This window comes from Ruegeria sp. CJ2 (assembly GCF_056536745.1).
In genome coordinates, this window is sequence record NZ_JBQFQF010000003.1 from 323,663 (window position 1) to 344,153 (window position 20,491).

General features: G+C 56.3%; 17 protein-coding genes. 10 read left to right on the forward strand and 7 right to left on the reverse strand.

All coding sequences use genetic code 11. From position 1 onward, the window contains the following. Positions 1-2: 2 nt before the first annotated feature. The 5 genes from ACR0MS_RS06130 to ACR0MS_RS06150 all read left to right on the forward strand — a co-directional run bounded on the left by ACR0MS_RS06130 (position 3) and on the right by ACR0MS_RS06150 (position 5,587). Positions 3-1,028: a Gfo/Idh/MocA family protein gene (locus tag ACR0MS_RS06130; protein WP_480570624.1), complete on the forward strand. Its 1,026-nt coding sequence runs from the start codon at positions 3-5 to the stop codon at positions 1,026-1,028. Next, positions 1,025-1,645, forward strand: coding sequence for an acyltransferase (locus ACR0MS_RS06135; protein ID WP_480570626.1), 621 nt, complete (start codon positions 1,025-1,027; stop codon positions 1,643-1,645). Before ACR0MS_RS06130 ends, ACR0MS_RS06135 begins: the two co-directional genes overlap by 4 nt. After that, positions 1,642-2,988, forward strand: a complete 1,347-nt coding sequence (locus tag ACR0MS_RS06140; protein ID WP_480570628.1) for an FAD-dependent oxidoreductase — start codon at positions 1,642-1,644, stop codon at positions 2,986-2,988. The genes ACR0MS_RS06135 and ACR0MS_RS06140 overlap by 4 nt, the downstream gene beginning before the upstream one ends. After that, entirely contained in the window at positions 2,985-3,998 is a 1,014-nt protein-coding gene (locus tag ACR0MS_RS06145) for a polysaccharide deacetylase family protein (protein WP_480570630.1), read from the forward strand. The genes ACR0MS_RS06140 and ACR0MS_RS06145 overlap by 4 nt, the downstream gene beginning before the upstream one ends. Before the next feature lie 191 nt (positions 3,999-4,189). After that, the gene (locus tag ACR0MS_RS06150; protein WP_480570633.1) at positions 4,190-5,587 is read left to right on the forward strand and encodes a hypothetical protein; all 1,398 of its coding nucleotides are present in this window, start codon (positions 4,190-4,192) and stop codon (positions 5,585-5,587) included. 21 nt (positions 5,588-5,608) lie between these two features. Here ACR0MS_RS06150 and ACR0MS_RS06155 read toward each other — a convergent pair whose 3' ends face one another. After that, the gene (locus ACR0MS_RS06155; protein WP_480570636.1) at positions 5,609-5,962 is read right to left on the reverse strand and encodes a DMT family transporter; all 354 of its coding nucleotides are present in this window, start codon (positions 5,960-5,962) and stop codon (positions 5,609-5,611) included. A gap of 197 nt (positions 5,963-6,159) precedes the next feature. Between ACR0MS_RS06155 and ACR0MS_RS06160 the strand changes: the two genes are divergently transcribed. Then, complete coding sequence (locus tag ACR0MS_RS06160; protein ID WP_480570639.1) at positions 6,160-7,209, forward strand: sterol desaturase family protein; 1,050 nt, start codon at positions 6,160-6,162, stop codon at positions 7,207-7,209. Between the two features lie 111 nt (positions 7,210-7,320). Here ACR0MS_RS06160 and ACR0MS_RS06165 read toward each other — a convergent pair whose 3' ends face one another. After that, positions 7,321-8,814, reverse strand: a complete 1,494-nt coding sequence (locus ACR0MS_RS06165) for a BCCT family transporter (protein WP_480570641.1) — start codon at positions 8,812-8,814, stop codon at positions 7,321-7,323. A gap of 395 nt (positions 8,815-9,209) precedes the next feature. Here ACR0MS_RS06165 and ACR0MS_RS06170 point away from each other — a divergent pair, with 395 nt between their 5' ends. From ACR0MS_RS06170 to ACR0MS_RS06180, 3 genes are all read left to right on the forward strand, one after another. After that, positions 9,210-10,178: a TAXI family TRAP transporter solute-binding subunit gene (locus ACR0MS_RS06170; RefSeq protein ID WP_480570644.1), complete on the forward strand. Its 969-nt coding sequence runs from the start codon at positions 9,210-9,212 to the stop codon at positions 10,176-10,178. 102 nt (positions 10,179-10,280) lie between these two features. Then, the gene (locus tag ACR0MS_RS06175) at positions 10,281-12,890 is read left to right on the forward strand and encodes a TRAP transporter permease (RefSeq protein ID WP_480570647.1); all 2,610 of its coding nucleotides are present in this window, start codon (positions 10,281-10,283) and stop codon (positions 12,888-12,890) included. Further along, positions 12,887-13,318: a universal stress protein gene (locus ACR0MS_RS06180; RefSeq protein ID WP_170551314.1), complete on the forward strand. Its 432-nt coding sequence runs from the start codon at positions 12,887-12,889 to the stop codon at positions 13,316-13,318. Before ACR0MS_RS06175 ends, ACR0MS_RS06180 begins: the two co-directional genes overlap by 4 nt. Before the next feature lie 3 nt (positions 13,319-13,321). Here the strand turns inward: ACR0MS_RS06180 and ACR0MS_RS06185 are convergent, their stop codons facing one another. The 3 genes from ACR0MS_RS06185 to ACR0MS_RS06195 are packed head-to-tail and all read right to left on the reverse strand — an operon-like array spanning position 13,322 to position 17,410. Then, complete coding sequence (locus tag ACR0MS_RS06185) at positions 13,322-14,362, reverse strand: lipocalin-like domain-containing protein (RefSeq protein WP_480570650.1); 1,041 nt, start codon at positions 14,360-14,362, stop codon at positions 13,322-13,324. Beyond that, entirely contained in the window at positions 14,352-16,766 is a 2,415-nt protein-coding gene (locus tag ACR0MS_RS06190; protein ID WP_480570653.1) for an ABC transporter permease, read from the reverse strand. The genes ACR0MS_RS06185 and ACR0MS_RS06190 overlap by 11 nt, the downstream gene beginning before the upstream one ends. Then, the gene (locus tag ACR0MS_RS06195; RefSeq protein WP_480570656.1) at positions 16,763-17,410 is read right to left on the reverse strand and encodes an ABC transporter ATP-binding protein; all 648 of its coding nucleotides are present in this window, start codon (positions 17,408-17,410) and stop codon (positions 16,763-16,765) included. Before ACR0MS_RS06195 ends, ACR0MS_RS06190 begins: the two co-directional genes overlap by 4 nt. Positions 17,411-17,580: 170 nt before the next feature. Between ACR0MS_RS06195 and ACR0MS_RS06200 the strand changes: the two genes are divergently transcribed. Further along, positions 17,581-18,015: an ion channel gene (locus tag ACR0MS_RS06200; protein ID WP_480570659.1), complete on the forward strand. Its 435-nt coding sequence runs from the start codon at positions 17,581-17,583 to the stop codon at positions 18,013-18,015. Here the strand turns inward: ACR0MS_RS06200 and cls are convergent. Continuing rightward, on the reverse strand, positions 18,012-19,424 hold the full coding sequence (cls, locus tag ACR0MS_RS06205) for a cardiolipin synthase (protein ID WP_480570662.1): 1,413 nt from the start codon (positions 19,422-19,424) through the stop codon (positions 18,012-18,014). The two genes, ACR0MS_RS06200 and cls, sit on opposite strands and share 4 nt — an antisense overlap. A 23-nt stretch (positions 19,425-19,447) precedes the next feature. Beyond that, the gene (locus ACR0MS_RS06210; protein ID WP_480570665.1) at positions 19,448-20,422 is read right to left on the reverse strand and encodes an HAD family hydrolase; all 975 of its coding nucleotides are present in this window, start codon (positions 20,420-20,422) and stop codon (positions 19,448-19,450) included. Positions 20,423-20,491: the final 69 nt, after the last annotated feature.

The following is a 20,491-nucleotide window of genomic DNA, read 5'->3' on the forward strand; positions in this document are numbered from 1 at the left end:
AGATGGTACGATTTGGTATTGTTGGGGCTGGCGCGATTGCAAAAGCATATGCCGAGGCACTGGAGCAGGCCCAAGGCGTTTGCCTGACAGCCGTGGCAGACACGGTGTTCGATGCAGCAAAATTGATGGCCGATGGTCACGGTGCTGCTGCGTTTGCGTCGCATCGGGAATTGGCGTTGTCCGGGCTGTGTGACGCGGTGATCGTGTCGACACCGCCCGCAACCCACGAAGCCGTTGTCTTGGATCTGATTGAGGCGGGTTTACCCGTGCTCTGCGAAAAACCTTTTGCGATCAACGGTGTAAGTGCGCGCAGAATGGCGTCTGCGGCTGGTGAGAAAGGCGTTCTGATCTCGATGGCGTCAAAGTTCCGCTATGTAGATGACGTCCAGATCGCGCGGGAAATGGTGGCTTCAGGAGAGATTGGTGAACTCAAGCTGATCGAGAACGTCTTTACGGGCGTGGTGGACATGACTGACCGGTGGAACGCACAGCCTGAAATATCCGGCGGTGGCGTTTTAGTGGATAACGGCACCCATTGCGTGGATATCGTGCGTTTCTTCACGGGCGGCATTGTCGCCGCCTCAGCCATGGTGGGTCCAAGTCTTCAGGACATCAGCGTTGAAGACCACGTCTTTATGTCGCTCAGGACGGCAAACGGGGCGCTGGCCCAGGTCGAAACGTCTTGGAGCATCCACAAGGACAACTCGGACTACTTGGCGCTGTATGGCGATGAAGGCGTCATTGAGGTTGGTTGGAAATCCTCTCGTATTCGGCGTCCTTTGACCGGACAATGGGAAACCTTTGGCACCGGTTACGGTAAAGTGCAGGCGTTCTCAAATCAGGTTCTGGACTTTGCGGCCGGAGTACGCGGTGAGCCGACCAAAAGCCTTGCAACCGGGCGGGACATACTGGCGTCAGTGGACGTGATTTCTGCCGGTTATACGTCGATTGCGGAAGGCGGCAGATGGGTTGATGTTGACGGCGTTGCCACCATCGACAGGGTCATGCCCAAGAGTGTGGTGTCGTGACACCCAGGATTCACCCAACGGCGATCGTCGAGAAAGGCGTGGAAATCGGCGCCGGTACGTCTGTATGGGACAATGTTCATCTGCGTGGCCCCAGTAAGATCGGCAGCAACTGCATTATTGGGGGCAAAAGCTATATCGCGTACGGGGTCGAAATCGGCGATTTCGTCAAAATAAACTCGTTTGTCTACATTCCGAATGCCGTCAAGGTCGGGAATGGCGTGATGATTTCGGCGGGGACCATCTTTACCAACGACATTACTCCGCGAGCCACGGACCCTGATCTCACAGAGCTTTTGGATTCAGGTCCGCAGGATAGCACGCTTCCGACCTCTGTCGGGGACGGGGCCACGATTGGAGCGGGCAGTAAAATCTCGGGCGGGATTTCGATTGGTGAATTCGCAATGATCGGAATGGGGTCGGTTGTCACCAAAGACGTCGGCGCATTCCATCTGGTATTTGGCAACCAGGCCAGACTGAAAGGGGCCGTTTGCAAATGCGGCCAAGTGTTGGTTCGTGGCAGCCTTGAGGGGCAGGGAAGGGCGACCTGCCCAAACTGCGGTCGGCAATACAGTTATCAAGACGGGGTTGTCTCGTCCGAGTTGGAAAGCGTGTCATGAGTGGTGGGCAAGCGGATACTTGGGCGGTCCTTGGCGGAGGGCTTTTGGGTCAGGCGCTGGCGCTTCGGTTGCAGAGAGCCGGCAAGCGGGTGACCTTGATCGAAGCTGCGCCAGAGTTGGGCGGCCTGGCAATGGCTCAGCAAGTCGGCGGTATCACCTACGACAAGTTCTATCATGTGATTTTGCCGTTTGATAAGCGAACCCTCGCTCTGCTCGACGATATCGGGTTGGGGGGCGAGGTTGAATGGAGGTCCACGCGGACGGGTTTCTTCAGTGAGGGGCGGCTGATGCCGCTGAACGGGGCCCTCGACTATCTGTGCCTCAGATCAATCGGTTTGGTGACCAAGCTGCGTGTTGCGTATCTTTTGATGGCGGCCGGGCGGATCAGCGATGGGGAACCTCTTGAACGGGTCAGCGTTCAGGATTGGCTAACGCGCTGGTGTGGAAAAACAGGATATGAAAAGCTCTGGCGGCCACTTCTGAGGGCAAAGCTGGGTGATAACGCATCAAAGGCATCGGCGGCGTTTATTTGGTCAAGCATACGCCGTTTGTATCTTGCGCGGCAGGGTGTTCAAAAAGTCGAACAGCTTGGGTTTGTGAAGAACGGGGGCTATGCCCGTATCCTGAACGCATTACGAGATGAGTTGGTCGCAAGAGGAATTGAGATTCAAACGAACACCCCTGTAAGCCGGGTTTATTCAACGACCGCGGGGGTTTGCGTCGAAACCCCGTCCGGCAGGCAGGTGTATGAAAATGTTGTCTCGACACTTCCGACAAAAGCAAATCTGGCAGTGTGTGAGGAGCTAGGTGTCAAGGAAAAGGCCCGTCTCGATGGGGTCGTGTATCAAGGCATAATCTGCGCGTACGTTGTGCTTGATCGACCGCTGGCTGGCTATTACCTGACCTACCTGACAGACGAAGCGTTGCCGTTCACAGGCATCATTGAAATGTCTGCTTTGACCGGAACCGGCGCGTTTGACGGTAAAACCTTGGTCTATTTACCGCGCTATGTCACGCAGGATGATCCGTATTGGACCCAAAGCGATGAAAAGATCGCCCTGCAATTTATAGATGCCCTGAGGAAGGTGCACCCGGACGTCGCAAGCACCGATGTTCTGGACATAAAAATATCCAGAGTACGCGAGGTGATGGCCGTGCCGACCATTGGGTACCGCGAGAACGCTCCGCAAACGGTGACTACGGTGCCTGGGCTTTACTTCGTGAACTCTGCGCAGATCATCGACGGGACATTGAATGTCGATGCGACTCTGGGCGTCTTGGACGAGGCTATGCCGCAACTTGATCTGGATCGTACGACCACCGAGGCGAGGCCGGCCGCATGACAAAGAAGCTCGCAAGCCTGTCTCTCGATCTCGATAACCTGTGGTCCTACATGAAGACCCATGGTGATCCGGGATGGCAGGACTTTCCCGGATATTTAGACGTCGTCGTCCCACGGTTTCTGGACATGCTTGAGGAACTTTCCATAAGCATGACGGTTTTCGTTGTCGGGCAAGATGCCGTGATCAAGGAAAACAAGCCGATCCTGAAATCCATCGCGGACGCAGGCCACGAGATCGCCAATCACTCATTCAACCATGAGCCTTGGTTGCACCTTTATTCCCCAGAAGAGATCAGCAAGGAAATTGAACGCGCGGAAGAAGCCATTCACTCTGCGACAGGCGTAACACCCAAGGGGTTCCGGGGCCCGGGTTACAGTTTGTCAGAAACCGTTTTGGACGTGTTGCGGCAGCGTGGATATGACTACGATTGCTCGACATTTCCCACGATCGTCGGACCCTTGGCGCGGGCGTACTATTTTGCCAAGTCGCGTTTGTCATCAGATCAAAAGGAAAGGCGAAAAGTTCTTTTTGGCGGTGTGAAAGATTGTTTTCGGCCCCTAAACCCCTATGCGTGGGATCTGAACGGAGAGCGAATGGTCGAAATCCCGGTTTCGACAATGCCGTTCACTCGCATACCGATCCACTACAGCTATTTGCACTGGATCGCAGGTGCGTCGGAAGGTCTGGCCTCGGCCTATTACGCATCTGCGTTGCGAGTTTGCGATGGAGCTGGCGTGGCCCCTTCGCTTTTATTGCATCCGCTGGATTTCATGGGGGGAGATGACGTGCAGCAGTTGGCGTTTTTCCCGGGAATGAACCAATCATCCGCCGAAAAGCTTGGCCGCATGAAGGGTTTCTTGTCCAAACTGAGCGAGAAGTATGATGTCACGACAATGGCCGGGCACGCAAAGACGCTGAATATCCCAGAGCTGCCTCTGCGAAAGCCGGATTTCGCCGTCGAAGACGTTGATGCCGTCGATTTCGCCCAAGAAACCAGCGCCACCCGATGATTGTTGCTCGGCATATCCGGTCATTTCAGGCGTTGCTGAGAGTCTGCGTGTTTTGCATTCTCACTGTTGCCTACTTGGTGACTGCACCTGAGTATCACACGACGGCAATCGACTCGTACTATTTTGCCGAAATTATCTCGCAACATGACCTGTTCGAAGCACCGGTCCGGCTGTTGTTGTGGCTGTCTTCGATGCAGGTGCTTTACCGGATAGTCTCGGTTTTCCAGGCTGAGCCAGATCCCTTTGTAATTCTGAGTATAGCCAACGCGATATTTGCATCTCTTTCGGTCATCTTGCTTGAACGGTTGTTATCGCGGCAATTCGCGGTCGCGTCACCGGCGTCTTGGCTGACTGCCGCTACTTTTGGGGTCAGTTACGGCACATGGCGATATGCAACCGAGCTTGAGGTTTATCCTTCTGCAATGTTGTTCACGATCGTTCTGCTTACCTTGGCTTTTTCGACCGCGGGAATGAATCCATCTGCGCGATCAAGACGGATCTGGGTTACAGCGATTGCCGGCGCAGTAGCTTCGTTTTTCTATCAGCCTTTGGGCATCGTGGCAGGTATAGCAATCCCGGTATTTTTTCTGTCCCGGCGGGTCTTAAAAGACCTTTTTCAATACTGTGCAATCTACGGTCTGTTTTTGGCAGCTGGGTTTCTGAGCTTGGCCCGTACCGGGGGCTCCAGCGATCCTTTGCACACAATTCTGGACACGGACGGCAAAGTTGTCGTGCTGCCCGACATGGTAAGTCTTTCTGCCTCGGTTGTGGCGTTCTTTCAAAACCTGCTATCGGCAAACTGGATGTTTGCGTTCTCACCCACTCGGAATGTCATCGAGAGCAAGTTTGCGGACCACTTCATGCATGAACTGGTCGCCACGGACCCGGCCTATTGGGGATACCGCCTATTCTATCTTACGATTCCAGCAGCATTGGTTTTGTTGCTGCTTGCGGTCATTCGCGCCCATAAATCGGGGGAAAGACGCCCGCTGACCAGCCCTGAACTAAGTGCCATTTCTCTTTTAACCGTGCAGGCGCTAATGGTACTGGGCTTGCATCCCGAAGGGTTCGAAGCATGGCTGCCAACGCTTGTGCCTGTGTTCTTGCTGTTGGGAAGTCGTATTTCCGGGCCTTTGGAACGGTCTGGGCATGTATCGGTGCTTGTCTTGATTGTCGCGGTCTTTGCGGTTCACAACTGGTTTGCCGGTGTCGGGGTGTTTGCCAACGCAAAACGGGATTACAATCGCATACTGGCCGAACCTGCCATTACACGCCTTGGCGAGAACGACCTGGTTATCATTGGCGCGGATTGGCCGTTATTTAAGTATCTGAACTATGTAGGTGCGGCCGATACGATTTTTTCCAAGGATACGCCAACCGAAGTCATTCTCAGTCGGCTGGAGGGCACTATCGAAAATGGTCATCAGGTCATGATCTACCCTGATGTTATTGCGCCCTCTGCGTTGGCTCTGAAACAAGCCGGACATCTTACAGAAGTTTACTCGAAGATGCCCAGGCAAGCGATTGCAAACGGTGAGAAGATTGAGTTCGGTGATCTTGGCTATGCGTTGCTTTTGAAGAAAGAATAGAAAACGAAACAGCCCGGCCCGTCACCCGTTGGTTAAAAGTCCAACGCCAATAATAACGAAAGCTATACCGAGTGCTGCTTTCAACCCGATGGCCTCACCGAAAAATATCATCCCGACGCTAGAAATTCCGACAATCGAGAGGCTTGTCGCTAGCGTGTATGCAGTACGTAGGGGAAGGCCGCGCAAAGCATAAAGATAACTGAATAGAAGCATAACGCCCAATGTCAGCCCAAGCCAGAGCATGGGATGCAATACGGCGGACAGTATGGACGACCATGAGCGAGATATCTCGGTTTCAACAGTAAATTTCTTGAAAGCGAAATTCGCGCCAATATTCCCGCAAATCGCAAGCAACAAAGCCAACCAATAACTCATCCGCCAAAGCTCCGAAAATAAACTAAGTCTTCAAGTGCTAGTCCGGAAGCGGTCTCAGGTCTAATGAAAAGTCAGGCGCGTGCGACCTGTGCCACGTGCTGCCGTTCAGACCATTGGTGTCACCAAACACGGATACGTTGACTTGGGCCTTTGAAGCGCTCACTGTTTGGGAAAAGAAGTAAAAGGTACATCCAGCAGTGTTTGTTGATCTGTTCAAAGACGGAGTTATTCAGAACTTCATGGCACCGTTGTTGCCATCGACAAGCCTGTTCTATCTCTATGTTGTTTCAGCGTTTATCATCTCGGCCGTGGTGTTTTTCTTCTTTGAAAGAAGAGAGAGTGACAACCGACCTGATGAGATCGAAAAGGGTCTGTTTGGGTATATTTTTGACCGAAAAGTCTGGCTTCACCCGTCGTCAAAGCAGGATTATTATTTCTTTATCGTAAACACTTTCATCTATTCCGGGATCATTGCCCACTTTATGATCTCGGGGCATATCGTGTTCAACGCGTTCGGCAACGTCTTTGATTCAGTGCTCGGACCACGGCAGGAGGCTTTGTTCTCCTTGTCCGTTTTCACATCACTGGCATATACCTTGGTGGCGGTTCTGGCGATTGATTTTGCGATTTTCCTGACCCACTACGTGCAACATAAATTTGCTCCGTTGTGGCATTTTCATTCAGTTCACCACTCAGCCGAGGTGCTGAATATCGTGACTGTCTATCGTCAGCACCCGGTCGACCTGTTCCTTACCGGTACGTTCATGGTGGTTCTGACCGAGGTCGCTTTTGCGTTTTATGCCTACCTGACGATGTCCGAACCCGCGCAACTTACGATTGGCGGGCTGAATATTGTGCTCTTTGGGTTTTATCTGTTGGGGTACAACCTGCGGCATTCGCATATCTGGCTAAGCTATCCGCGCTGGCTGTCTTATGTTTTTATCAGTCCGGCGCAGCACCAAACCCATCACTCGATTGATGAAAAGCACTTTGACAAGAATTTTGGCTTTATCTTTGCGATTTGGGATTGGTTGTTCGGTACGCTTTACGTTCCGAAAGGGTATGAAAAGCTGGAATTTGGCATTTCGCGCGCCGAACCGAACCCGTTTGGGTCGGTTATCGAACTGTACCTGAAGCCGTTTCAACTGGCGTGGAAAGAAATCACGGGCTCAAAGCTGTTCCGCCGCTTTGCCATGGGGTTCGGCGTAGCAGCCGTTTTGTGCGCCGTGTTCAGCGTCGCCTTCTGAAACGAGCCAAGCGGGTCAGCAGTCACGGATCAGGGCGCTGGCAGAGCCAAACCAGAAAGCCAATATAGGCGAACACGCTGAGGTTCAGCACCGTATCAATCAGTCCACCCGTCATGCGTTTTCCTCCTTGGTGAGGGATTTGAACAGGCAAACCACCAGAACCGGAACGATGAACACAAAGGCGATGGCGGAGAGTGCGATGATCGAGCGCACAAGGCCGATATCGCCGACCAAAATCATTGCCAGCCCAAGGGTCCCCAGAATTCCGCCCCAAATCGTGCGAATGCGGGGCGAGGGGTTTTCATCCCCTCCGGTGCCAATCATCGCGAGGGTAAAGCCTGCGCTGACTACGCTTGTCACGACGAACAGGAATGCGGCCAGAACTGTGGCTGTGCGGGTAATGCCGTCCAGCGGGAACTTTTCAAGCAATGCAAAGGTGGTCGCGTCAAGGTTTTCAGAGTTTACCGCAGACAGCGCGCCGTCCTGCCGGAGCGTGTCAAAGAACCCCAGCCCTCCGAAAATTCCGAACCATAGTATGGAAAACAGGGTGGGTGTGACGATGACACCGATCAGAAATTCCCGGATCGTTCGCCCGCGTGAGATACGGGCGATGAAAATACCTACAAATGGGGACCAGGCGAGCCACCAGATCATGTAGTTCAGTGTCCAGCTATGAAACCAGTCGACGATGGTTTCCTCAAAGAACCCGGCCGTTGAAAACCCGGCGGGCAGAACGCCAAAAAGATAGCGGCCAAACCCCGATACGATGTCGTCCATCAGAAATGAGGTCGGGCCGAAGATCAAAAGATAGACCATCATCCCCACGGCGATCAGCATCGCGGCATTCGACAAGAGCGCCATGCCGACGCCAAGGTCCTTGCGCAGGGGAATGATGAAGGCAATGCACAGGGCGCCAAATACCGGAATGGTAAGGGTGTCCGGCTGCGCGACGCCCAGCAGACCGGCCACTCCGGTTTGAATTTGAAACACCCCCATCGCCATTGACCCTGCCAGTCCAACCGCGATGGCGACGATGGAGAGTAAATCGAAAAGCCAGCCTAACGCTTTGACCCAACGGGCCTCTCCCAATGCGGCGCGCAAAGGTGCACTCAGCAGCAAGGCGCGCCCTTTTCGATAGGCGAAGTAGGCAATGACCAACGCCACGATTCCGTAGATCGCCCAGGCATGGAAGCCCCAGTTCAGGTAGGTCACGAACATGGCATAGCTGGCGGCTTCGGCGTCGTTATGAAAGTTTCGCAAAAGCTCAAAGTGTGTCAGGGGTTCCGCTGTTCCGTAAAACAGCAGGCCGACCCCCATCCCGGCTGCAAACAGCATCGCGATCCAGACGGGGGTCGAGAATTCGGGTTCGGATGTGTCGGTTCCCAAGCGGATATCGCCAAAGCGCGAAAAGGCGAGATAGATAGCGACAAACAGCAGGCCGCTGACTTCGAGCATGATAAACCAGCCACGGCTGTTGAATTGCGTTGCAACTGCCGCAGACGCAAGGCGCCCCAATCCTTGCGGATCGGCAATGCCCCATGCCGCGATAGCCGCGCTGAGAGCCAGCGCAATAATCAAAAGCGGGCTGGGGGATTTCCTGTCCACGGTCCGGAGCCTTTCTGCGCGGTTTTCACCATCTTAGTCCAATTGTGCGCAAGTCTGAAAGGATTGGAATGCGTTGCACGCTTTGCGGCCATGTAATGGGAACCGGATGCGCATAACTTCGTATAGCTGCAATTTGCCCGGTTTGGCCCGATTTCCCTTATCCGGGGGGAAAGTTCTGAAAATTCTCTCACATTTGCTGCTCGGGGCGGTTGAGTGTGGCGCGGGGGTTGACAAGCAGAGTGTCTGAATGAAACGTCAAATAAGTTGGGAGATTTTGGAAATTCAGATGCTTGACCCTGTTGCAAGACAGGGTGGCTTGTCGTACCGGCAAGGTCCCAGATGGGGGACCGCTGAAAAGTCTCTCATCCATAATAAGAGTTTGGGAGTTCTCAAAAATGAAAAACAGCAGCAAGCTTAGCCTTGGCGCATTTGTGACCGCGGCACTCATGGCTCCGGCCGCTTACGCCGAGGAGTTCATCACCATCGGCACCGGTGGCGTGACCGGTGTTTATTATCCGACGGGCGGTGCGATCTGCCGTCTGGTCAACAAAGGCCGCAAGGAACACGGCGTGCGCTGCTCGGTCGAATCGACCGGTGGTTCGGTCTACAACATCAACACCATCCGCGAAGGCGAGCTGGAGTTCGGTGTTGCCCAGTCCGACTGGCAGTTCCACGCGTATAACGGCACCTCGAAATTCGAAGAGGCCGGTCCTTTCGAAAGCCTGCGCGCGGTGTTCTCGGTCCACCCCGAGCCGTTCACCGTTGTGGCCCGTGCCGACTCCGGCATCGCCAGCTTTGAAGACCTCAAGGGCAAGCGCGTGAATATCGGCAACCCCGGTTCCGGTCAGCGCGGCACCATGGACGTCGTTCTGGAAGCGATGGGCTGGAGCCTTGACGACTTTGAACTGGCGTCCGAGCTGAAAGCGGCTGAACAGTCGGCGGCTCTGTGCGACAACCAGATCGACGCGATGATCTACACCGTTGGTCACCCGTCGGGTTCGATCCAGGAAGCGACCACAGCCTGTGATTCCGTTTTGGTCAACGTGACCGGCGACGCGATCGACGGTCTGATCGACGGCAACTCGTACTACCGCACCGCGACCATTCCGGGCGGCATGTATCGTGGGTCGGATGGCGACACCACCACCTTCGGCGTGGGCGCAACCTTTGTGACGTCGGCCGACGTGTCGGATGACGCGGTTTATGCGGTTGTCAGCTCAGTCTTCGAAAACTTCGACGACTTCAAAAAGCTGCACCCGGCATTTGCCAACCTCAAGCCCGAGGAAATGATCGCAGACGGCCTGTCGGCACCTCTGCATCCGGGTGCCGAGAAGTACTACAAAGAAAAAGGCTGGATTCAGTAAGCCAGACCTGACGCGGGGTGCCTTCGGGCGCCCCGCAACCCAAGCCCGGCACGACCGGGCAGTATATAAGGCCAAAAGGCCGCCTGACGGGGAGACATCTTGATGAGTTCCGACACCCAATCCAACCGACCGCTATCCGAAGAAGAGCTACAGGACCTTGTCGCCTCGTCCGATGCGGGCGGGCGTAATCCGGTCGGTAATGTCGGAATTTTTCTGGCTGTTGTCGCGGCACTGTGGTCCGTGTTTCAGGTTGTTCTGGCCTCACCCGTTTCGAATGTGGTGCTGCCGGGCAGCGTGGTAAACAACTCGCGCCAGATCCATCTGGCTTTCGCTATGTTTCTGGCGTTCGCAGCCTATCCTGCGCTCAAGTCCAGCCCTCGGGATTATATCCCCGTGCAGGATTGGATCATGGGCGCGCTTGGCGCATTCGTCGCTTTGTATGGGTATTTCTTCTACGACAAGATCGTAAATGCAGGCGGTTTGGCCGATGACACCGATAAATGGATCGCGCTGGGTGGTCTGCTGCTGCTGTTTGAGGCTGCGCGTCGTGCGCTTGGCCCCGCGATGGCGATCATCGCAACCATATTCCTGGCCTATGTCTTCTTCGGCTCCTCGGAATGGGTGCCCGAAGTTATCCGCTGGAAAGGGGCCAGCCTCAAGAAAGCTATGAGCCATATGTGGATCACGTCCGAGGGCGTGTTCGGCATTGCCTTAGGCGTGTCCACCAAATTCGTGTTCCTGTTCGTTCTGTTCGGTGCGCTTTTGGATAAGGCGGGGGCGGGGAATTATTTTATCAAGATGGCCTTTGGTGCATTGGGCCACCTGCGTGGTGGTCCGGCTAAAGCCGCCGTTGTGGGTTCGGCAGCGACCGGCCTGATCTCGGGCTCGTCGATTGCGAACGTGGTGACCACCGGCACATTCACCATTCCGCTGATGAAGCGGGTGGGCTTTTCCAGTGAACAGGCGGGCTCGGTCGAGGTTGCCTCCTCCGTGAACGGTCAGATCATGCCGCCCGTTATGGGCGCTGCCGCCTTCCTGATGGTGGAATATGTGGGCATTTCCTATGTCGAGGTGATCACCCACGCTTTCCTGCCCGCCGCGATTTCCTACATCGCACTGGTCTATATCGTCCACCTTGAGGCCGTGAAGCGGAACATGCCCACGCTGGGTGACCGCGATGTGCATCTGGCGCGGACGGTTGTGGGCATGCTGTCCTTCTTCCTTGTCTTTGCCGGTCTTTGCTATGGCTCGCAGTTCCCGGTCGAGGCCGTGACAAGCTGGGCACCGTCCTCGGCGGGTTTGATCCTGAGCCTTATTGTCTGCGCGGTCTATGTGGCGCTGCTGTATCTTGCCGCGCAGGTGCCGGACCTTGAGCCCGACGATCCGAATGCCAAGGAAGTTACGCTGCCGGTGATCGCGGATATCTACAAAGCCGGTCTGCATTACCTGCTGCCGATCATCGTGTTGGTTTATTTCCTGATGATCGAACAGAAATCGCCCGGGTTGTCGGCGTTCTGGGCGACGACGCTGTTGTTTGTGATCCTGCTGACGCAGAAGCCCCTCAAGGCGCTGTTCCGGGGGCAAAGCAATCTTTATGACACGTTCATCGACGGAGTTGCTGACCTGTGGCAGGGCCTGATCGACGGTGCGCGCAACATGATCGGGATCGCCCTGGCCACGGCCACGGCGGGTGTGATCGTGGGCACCGTGACCCTGACCGGCGTGGGGCAGGTTATGGCCGATCTGGTCGAGTTCCTGTCGGGCGGCAACCTGATCCTGATGCTGGTGATGGTCGGTCTGCTGAGCCTGATCCTTGGCATGGGCCTGCCAACCACGGCGAACTATATCGTGGTCAGCTCTCTGATGGCCGGGGTTGTCGTTGAGCTGGGCGCGCAAAGCGGGCTGATCGTTCCGCTGATCGCGGTCCACCTGTTCGTGTTCTACTTCGGCATCATGGCGGATGTGACCCCGCCGGTGGGACTGGCCAGTTTTGCCGCCGCCGCTGTGTCTGGTGGCGATGCGATCAAAACCGGTTTCACCGCGTTCTTCTACAGCCTGCGCACCGTGGCGCTGCCGTTTGTGTTCATCTTCAACACTGACTTGCTGTTGATCGACGTGACGTGGGTTGAGGGGATAATCGTCGCCATATTTGCGACCATCGCGATCCTTGTCTTCACTGCGGGAACGATGGGGTATTTCCTGACACACAGCCGCATCTATGAAAGCATAGCCCTGATCGCTGTGGCCTTTGCCTTGTTCAGGCCGGATTACTTCATGGACCGCATCGCGCCGCCGTATACTTCGGTCGAACCTGCGGCATTTGTGGAAACCATCGGGCAGACACCGCCCGGAACCGAAGTGCGCATCGTCGTCAGCGGCCCGGATTTCGACACGCTTGAGATGACCGACACGACCGTTGTCGTCTCGGTCGGCAGCGAAGAGGGCGGCGCGGCAAGGGTCGACGCCATGGGCTTGCTTCTTCTGGAAGAAGACGGGTTAGTCAAACTGGAGGAGCCGCTGTTTGGCACGCCCGTGGCGGATGAGCTGGATATGTTCGACTATTATGGCGACGACGCGGTGCGCCTGACTTCGGTCAGCCTGCCGTCCAGCCAGCCGCCCAAGCAACTGATCTACATTCCCGCTATGATCCTTCTGGGTCTGATCGCATTCCTGCAACGCGGCCGAGCCGCCAGACAAGAGGTGCCCGCATGACGAACTCGGTGCTTTGTGCCGTCGACATCAGCAACGGCGAATTGGATACCAATGTCTTGAACAAAGCCGCGGCTCTGGCGGATCAGGAGAATGCGCAACTGGATGTGGTGACGGTGCTTCCGGATTTCGGAGAAAGCTGGGTTTCAGGGTTTTTCCAGCCAGATTTTCACGACAAGGCGATGGAAGAAGCGCATTCCAAACTGGTCGAGATGTGCGTCGCAGCGGTCGGCAAAGAGCGGAACGAGAAAATCCGCCATGTTGTCGCGACGGGTACGGCCTATCAGGAAATACTGAAAACAGCCGAGAGCGCAGGCAGCGATTTGATCGTGATCGGGGCGCATAAACCGGACCTGAAGGATTATTTGCTTGGGCCGAACGCCGCGCGGGTTGTGCGGCATTCGACGGTCTCGGTCTACGTCGTGCGCTAGGGGTCAGTATCCCGTCATCTCAAGGTATCCACGCCCCGCGTGGCTGCCCGAGATTGATACCGGGCCTTCCCAATACTCGAACCTTGTCGCCATCCAAGCCTTGGGCGTCAGCGCGGACACTTCGACATCAAGGTTCTGCTCAGGCAGCATTACGCGCCAACGGGTCGGGATCGTGCGGCCAGCGACCGAGGACGTTTCAAGCGGGCTGAATGTGACGGAACCGTCGGGCAGGGCGGTTGCCTCGCCATCCGCCGAGATCAGGGTCGCTGCGGTAAAGTCACTGCGTTCCCCGCGCAGACGAAACGCCATCAGTTTATTGCCGTCATCGAAGCTCAGCGAGAACCAGTCCCACCCGCTTTGATCGGCTGCCAGCGGTTGCGATGACCATTCGCGATCCAGCCAGCCTTGCCCGGTGACCGCGATATCGCGATCCGGCAGGTGCAACGTGCCCTCGACCGCGAAGAATGGCTGTGAGTAATAGTAGCTGGCCTGCCCATCCGCCGATTTGACCGAATAGCCTTGGTCGCCGTGAAACACCAATGGACCCTGCGCCTGCAGGGTCAAGTCATATCCGAAATTGCCGCCATTGGCGGAAAGGGACAGATTGTTCATGTCAGGCCCGCGCATGTGCCACTCGTCGATCCAAGCCTCGAACGGTTGCGCGGTGACGCCAGCCTGCCCGATGCCGCCGCGTGACAATCTTTCGGCAAAGTAGTGTTGATCTGGGGTCGTTATGGCCGCGTGCCCCATCCACAATTGCGGGCTTTGCCAGCCCTCGGTTTCTTGGGGTTTGAGGGCAGACCGAAACAACGTCCATTGAATGCCGTAAGGCCGCCCGTCTTCTCCGGTCAGATTTGCCGTCAGGTACCACCACTCTATGCGAAAGGACGGATGTGGGCCGTGATCTTCCGGAAACTGGAATTGGTATCCCGGCTGCGGAATGTCGAACCCTTCAGCCGATCCCCCCAAACCTGCATATCCTTGGGCGCGTGCGAAGGAGGGAAGCATTAGAACAAGGATCAATAGCCACGATTTAACGCTCATTGGCAAACACCCTTAACAAATCAGCCGGAGGCAGGCGCAGAAGGCGCAAGGCGGGCAAAGCCGCCGCAACCAAAGCCGCCAGTAAGGTCAGAAGGAACAATCGAACCCAATCTGCGGGAAACAGGTACATCGGCAGGCGCCAGCCAAAGGCCTCGACATTGATGATAGCCAAGAGGGTCCAGGCCAGAACCAAGCCAAGGGGTAGTGCAATAATCGCAGTCATCGCCGCCAGCAACACACTGCGCAGCAGTTCAAACCGCGCAAGTCTGGCGCGGGTCAGGCCCAAGGCCCAAACGGGAGCAATCTGGGGCAGGCGTTGGGTCCACAGGGTCAGCAAGCTGGTCAGAATGGCGAACCCGGCAACGCCCAGCGTCAGTACGTTCAAAGCCGAAGTGACCACAAAGGTTTTCTCAAACACGGCCAAGGATTGTGCTTTCATTGCGGCCTGCTGGACCACGGCCTGCCGGGGCAGTTCAAATCTGTCGCGCAAATCTTGGGCAAGTTGCGTTGCCCTGTCGGGTGACACGCGTATTCCGAAACGCCGTGTCTCAGCCCCCGGCGCGATTTGATCCAGCCGCGTCATCGAGACAATGGCTTGCCCCGTGGGATTGCCGTAATCGGAGTACACGCCAGCAACCGGCAATGTGTAGTCGCCGTTGAATGTAAGAACGTCTCCCGGCCACAGGTCTTGTCGGCGGGCAAGTTGTTCATTGATCAGCACCGCTTCGCCCGCATTCACACGATCCCAGACATCCGCGCCCGAAGCGATCAGTGGCCAATGTTGGCGGTAGGTCTGATCGTCGACGATCCCGTACAGAAAAAGCGGCCCGCTGGGATGCGCCAGTTCCACGCTGCGAATTGGCAGAATGGCGTCAACTTGCGGAGTCAACCAATCTGAGATTGCGCGCCCCTGTTGATCGTCCTTTGCCGTCAGGTACACCTCAGACGTCAGGCGTTGATCCAGCCAGCCGGTAAAGGTCAGGCGAAAGCTGGAAACCATTGTTCCAACTCCGATATTGGCTGCGAGCGCAAGTAAAAGCGCCATCAACGCTAGGGATAGGCCCGGCAGCTGCGCGCGCATATCTGACCAGATCCACTGGGCAATTGGATCTTGGGCAAAGCGTTGAAAACCCGAAATCACTAACGAGAGCACAGACGGCAAAAGCAGCGCCGTACCCAGCAGCAAGCCAGCAACCAGTGTAAATCCGGCGACCAAACCACCAATGGTGAGTTGCACAAAGGCGCCGACAAAAATTACCGACAAGCCCAAGAGTGGCGTGGCAAAACCGTTGAAAGCGGCTGCCCGCCACGCTTGTACTCCGGCACCGGACAGCAGAGGCATACGGGACAAACGGATTAGCGCGTGGCCACTGGCCAGCAGCGTTCCGCCCAGAGCCATCGCCAATCCAGCCAATGCCCATTTCGGCTGCAACGCAATTTCACCGCTCACCGGGGCGCCATACAACCCGCGCAGTGTCGCGGCGACATCGGGCAAGAGGGCACCTGCCAGAAAATACCCAAGTGCCAACCCCGCCAACCCGCCGATCAGCGCCAGCAAAGACAGTTCCAGAAGGATCACCCAGACCAGTCGCCGCATGGAAACGCCCAGCGCGCGCAGAGTTCGGATCATCCCGCGACGCTGGGCAAAGGCCAGCCCGACCGTTCCATGCACGATAAACAGGCCAACCGCGAATGACAGCAGCCCAAAGGCCGACAGGTTCAGGTGGAAACTGTCGGTCAGTTGTGCCGTGTCCAGTTGCGATGCCGCTTCGACCCGCTCCAGCTCTGGTGCTACCGTGGTGATTGCAGAAAGCGCCCGTGGTTGGCCGGGCAGAATGATCAGTCTTGAGATTTGACCATTCCTGTCCAGCAATACCTCGGCCACACCGATATCTGTCAGGATCAGATCAGGGGGAAGGTCCGGGCTTGTCAGAACGGGCGGCAGTTCGGATTGGCTGCTCAGAATCCGCGCCAATTCGGGGGAGGCCAGCAACCGACCGGGAGCTGTCAAAATGTCAGCAGGGTCCGGTGGGGTGGCGCTTTGCTCAATACGCGTCACAGCAGGCAGCGCTGGGTAGGCGACCATTTCAACGCCCATGACGCGGACACTGCGCCCCGCGATACGCGTTGTACCTTCCAAGACGGCCGCGACCTGCCATCCGGCGCGCCTCAATGACACATACTGGTCGATCGTGATGGGGCCGGTCGGATTTCTCAGCTCATCGTGCTGTCCCAACGCAAGCTGATCGTTGGCGCGCTGGTAGCTTGCCCGTGCTTCGGCGTTGATGGCCTGTACCGCTGACCAGAGGCCAGTTGCCAGCGCGATCCCGATCAACAGGGTAGCAAGTTGCAGGCGGTGCCGTCGCCAGTGAGACAGCAGCGCCTGAATGAGTGCAGCAGTCATGCGATATACCCGCCGGACAGATGCGCCTGACGATCCAGCCGTGCGGCAATATCCTGTGAATGAGTGACCAGCAGCAGCGCCGCCCCGGTCTCGGCAACAAGGGACAGCATAAGGTCCAGAACGGTCGCACTGGCGGTTTCATCCAGATTGCCGGTCGGTTCATCCGCGAGCAACAGTTGAGGTTGCGCAGCCATGGCGCGCCCGATCGCTACCCGCTGCTGTTGGCCGCCTGACAGGTTCTCTGGGTAGCGTTCCATCAAGTCTGACAGCCCCAGCCTGTCCGCAAGATGCGTTGACCATGTTTGGTCCAGCCTTCCAGCAAGACGCGCGTGAAAGGACAGGTTCTGCGCGACGGTCAAAGACGGTATCAGGTTGAATTGCTGAAACACCAAGGACACGCTCTGCCGTCGCAATGCGGCGCGACCGGGATCATCCAGCCCGGACAGGTCCATTCCGTCCAACGTGATCTCTCCGCCATCGAAGCTGTCCAGCGCTGCGGCAAGGTTCAGCAGCGTGCTTTTCCCGCTGCCGCTTTCGCCGGTGAGCGCAAGCGTTTGCCCCTTGTCCAGTTCAAGTGAGATGCCGCGCAGGACGGGGCGTCCTCCGGGATAGGATTTCTGAACATCGTCTATTTTCAACAGCATGAGCAAGCCTCGGGTCGTATTTGCCACAATGTGGAACCCACCCGGGCAGAGTCCAGTCCGGACATGGATTCGTTTCCATTCGTCGCAGTGCCCGAGGCGGGGTTGTGAGCCCTTGCTTAAACGGTCATTCTGACGCTGCTTTCACTGACCTAGACAAGAGATACTGAATTATGACCTTAGCGCAGCAGATTCTTTGGGGCAGTGTCTATCTAGGTATTTGTTTCTTGATTGAGCTTGTTCTTCTGACCTGGTGCACGCAGACGATCCGCGGCATGGCGCTGAAACTGGAGAAAAGTAAGCGTTTTTTCACGATCGCCGCACCGATTTGTATTGCCTTGGTGTTCATTGTCGCCATCCACACGTTTCAGGTTTGGCTCTGGGCGATCGTCTGGGTTGCCGGAGAGACCCTGCCGGATTGGAACTCAGCGCTTTATTTTTCTTTGGTGACCTTCACGACCCTCGGCTATGGCGACATCGTACTGGGTGAGGACCTGCGCATTTTCGGTGCATTTGCATCCGTTACAGGCTTGCTGGCCTTTGGGTTGTCGACAGCCTTTATGGTTGCCCTGATGACTCAGGTCTTCAAAGAGGAATTGATGTCCTAAAGGATCGGGGCAAACAGCCGCGCCAATGGTGAGCCAAAGCGGATAAAGGCAGGTTGCTCTGGCAATTTGAGCTCTAGCTCGTAGCAGTCTTGGAAGTCTGCCTTTAGCATATTGTCCACAGCCTGCGCCGCACGTTCGTCGAAGAACAGGGCCATCGCCTCAAAGTTCAACCGGAAAGAACGGTTATCCAGGTTTGTCGTCCCCACAGCGGCAAGGGTGTCGTCCACGACAAATGCCTTTTGGTGCATGAACCCGTTGGTATAGCGAAAGACACGCGCACCGCATTCACGAATCTCGTCAAAATAAGCAAAGGCGGCCAGCCAGGGTAGGCGGTGATCTATCACGTCGGGCACCAGTATTCGTACATCGACGCCGCGCAATGCGGCATGTTGCAGTGCCGTCATGATGTCGATGTCAGGCACGAAATAGGGGGACGCGATCCAGATCCTTTCTTTTGCCGCAGCGATGGCGGCAAAGAACATCATTGCTCCGGTCTCGGTGTCGTCGCCGGGACCTGTGGCAACCAGAAGCGCGTTCATGTCCTGCTCGGCCTCGGTTCCGGCCCAGTCCAGTTGATCAATCAGATCCTCTTCATGCGCCCAGTGCCAGTCTTCGCAGAAGATAAGCTGCAACTGTCGAACGATATGGCCGAACATCTTGATATGAGTGTCCCGCCAATGGCCGAAATGCGGGTCCTGTCCCAAATACTCGACGCCCACGTTATGACCGCCGATAAAGCCGGTTTCGCCGTCAATGATCACCGTTTTTCTGTGGTTGCGGTAATTGAGCTGAAAGCGGTGTTGCGGACCGCGCCGGTCGCGTGGATTGGCGATCTCAACCCCCGCAGCGCGCAGGGTGTCCAGATAGGCGGTGGGCAGGCCATAGCTGCCAACCGCATCAGTCATGAACCGAACGCTTACACCGCGTTCAGCCGCCGCGATCAGCTTGGCCTGTAGTTGCTGACCCAACGCATCATCGCGCACGATGTAGAACTGGATCAGGACATATGTCTTTGCGGCGTCTATCGCCTCAAAGATAGAATCGAACGTGGCCTGACCGTCGATCAGCAACTCGGCCCCGTTCCCACGAGATACGGGCAAATGCGCCAGCGCCTCAAACGGCTTTGGGTTCACCTGCATCGTTTCGGGATCGGGTTTTGAAAAATCGGCGAATGTCTTGATGCCTTCGACCACAGTCTCGCTTTGCTTGCGCGCAATGCGGTAGCCGCGAAACCGGTGATGACCCAGAAACAGATAGAGCGGTACACCAAACACCGGAGCGGAGATCAGCAAGACCACCCAGCCAACTGCGCCCTGCGGTGTGCGCGCCGTTTGTGCCGCCCGGATCGCAAAGACGATGGCGGTCACGTAAAGGAAAAAGACAAACGCGGAAACAAGCAGTGTCCACATGGGGTTATCAGTCTCTGTTCTACCTAGTTTGCCCCAGTGTAGACGCGTTTCCAATCCTTCGCCATATCGACGATGACCCAACCCATGTCCGGGCCTTTGTCCAGCCCGTCCACAAGCTTTCCAATCGGGCTTTCACGATCATAGGCCCATTCGCGCTCGGAATCTGTGTGATGGATCAACACCCCAAGACGAGGGCCGTCGCCCACGGTCGTCCATTCCAACATCGCGAAATCGCCATCCGAATTGCCAGCCGCCAAAATGGGGCGACGGCCAATAGTGCGTTCGATATTGATCGGTTTTCCCTCTTTGTCGTCGACGAACGCAATTCCGGGAGACTTCACAATAGTGGGCGTGCCGTCGATGGATTCGAAAGTGGCGTCAGCATATGTGCCAAGCACTTGCTCGGGCGGAATGCCATAGGCGTCCTCGGCAAAAACGCGCATGAAGTGCAGGCCACCGCCGGACACGATATAGGTGCTAAAGCCTTCGTCGCGCAGGTATCGCAGCAACTCCACCATCGGCTGATAGGTCATTTGGTCATATGGAAGACCCGTTTCAGGATGGCGCGCGGATTGCAGCCAGTCAGCGACGGACTCTTGGAAATCATCGACGCTGGCACCCGCGTGTGAGGCGTTGATTACCTCGATCAAAGCCTCATGCCCGCCTCCAGCGATGGTTTGGACGTCGCCTTTGGCCGCAGCCTCCAGAATGGGGGTGTTCAGGATGGACAGATCTGTTTTTGCAAGTTCTTCAAGCCGATCCATGGCAAAGATCAACTGAAAATAGACCGGCTGCTCGGCCCAGAGTGTTCCGTCATTGTCGAACACTGCGATCCGCTCGTCCGGTGTCACGTAATCCGCATGGTTTGGATCTGTTACCGTACTGACGAACTCGACGATCCGGGACTTGGACTCTCCTTCATCCCAGCTGGGCAACGGGTCCGCGGCCAGGGCCGTCGCTGTTATCGAAAAGAACGCGGTAAAAAGAGCAGCCTTCATAAGAAATTCCTTAACCTCAAATAACATCTGAAAAGGGCCGCCATGTGCGTGACGGCCCCTTGTTTGTTG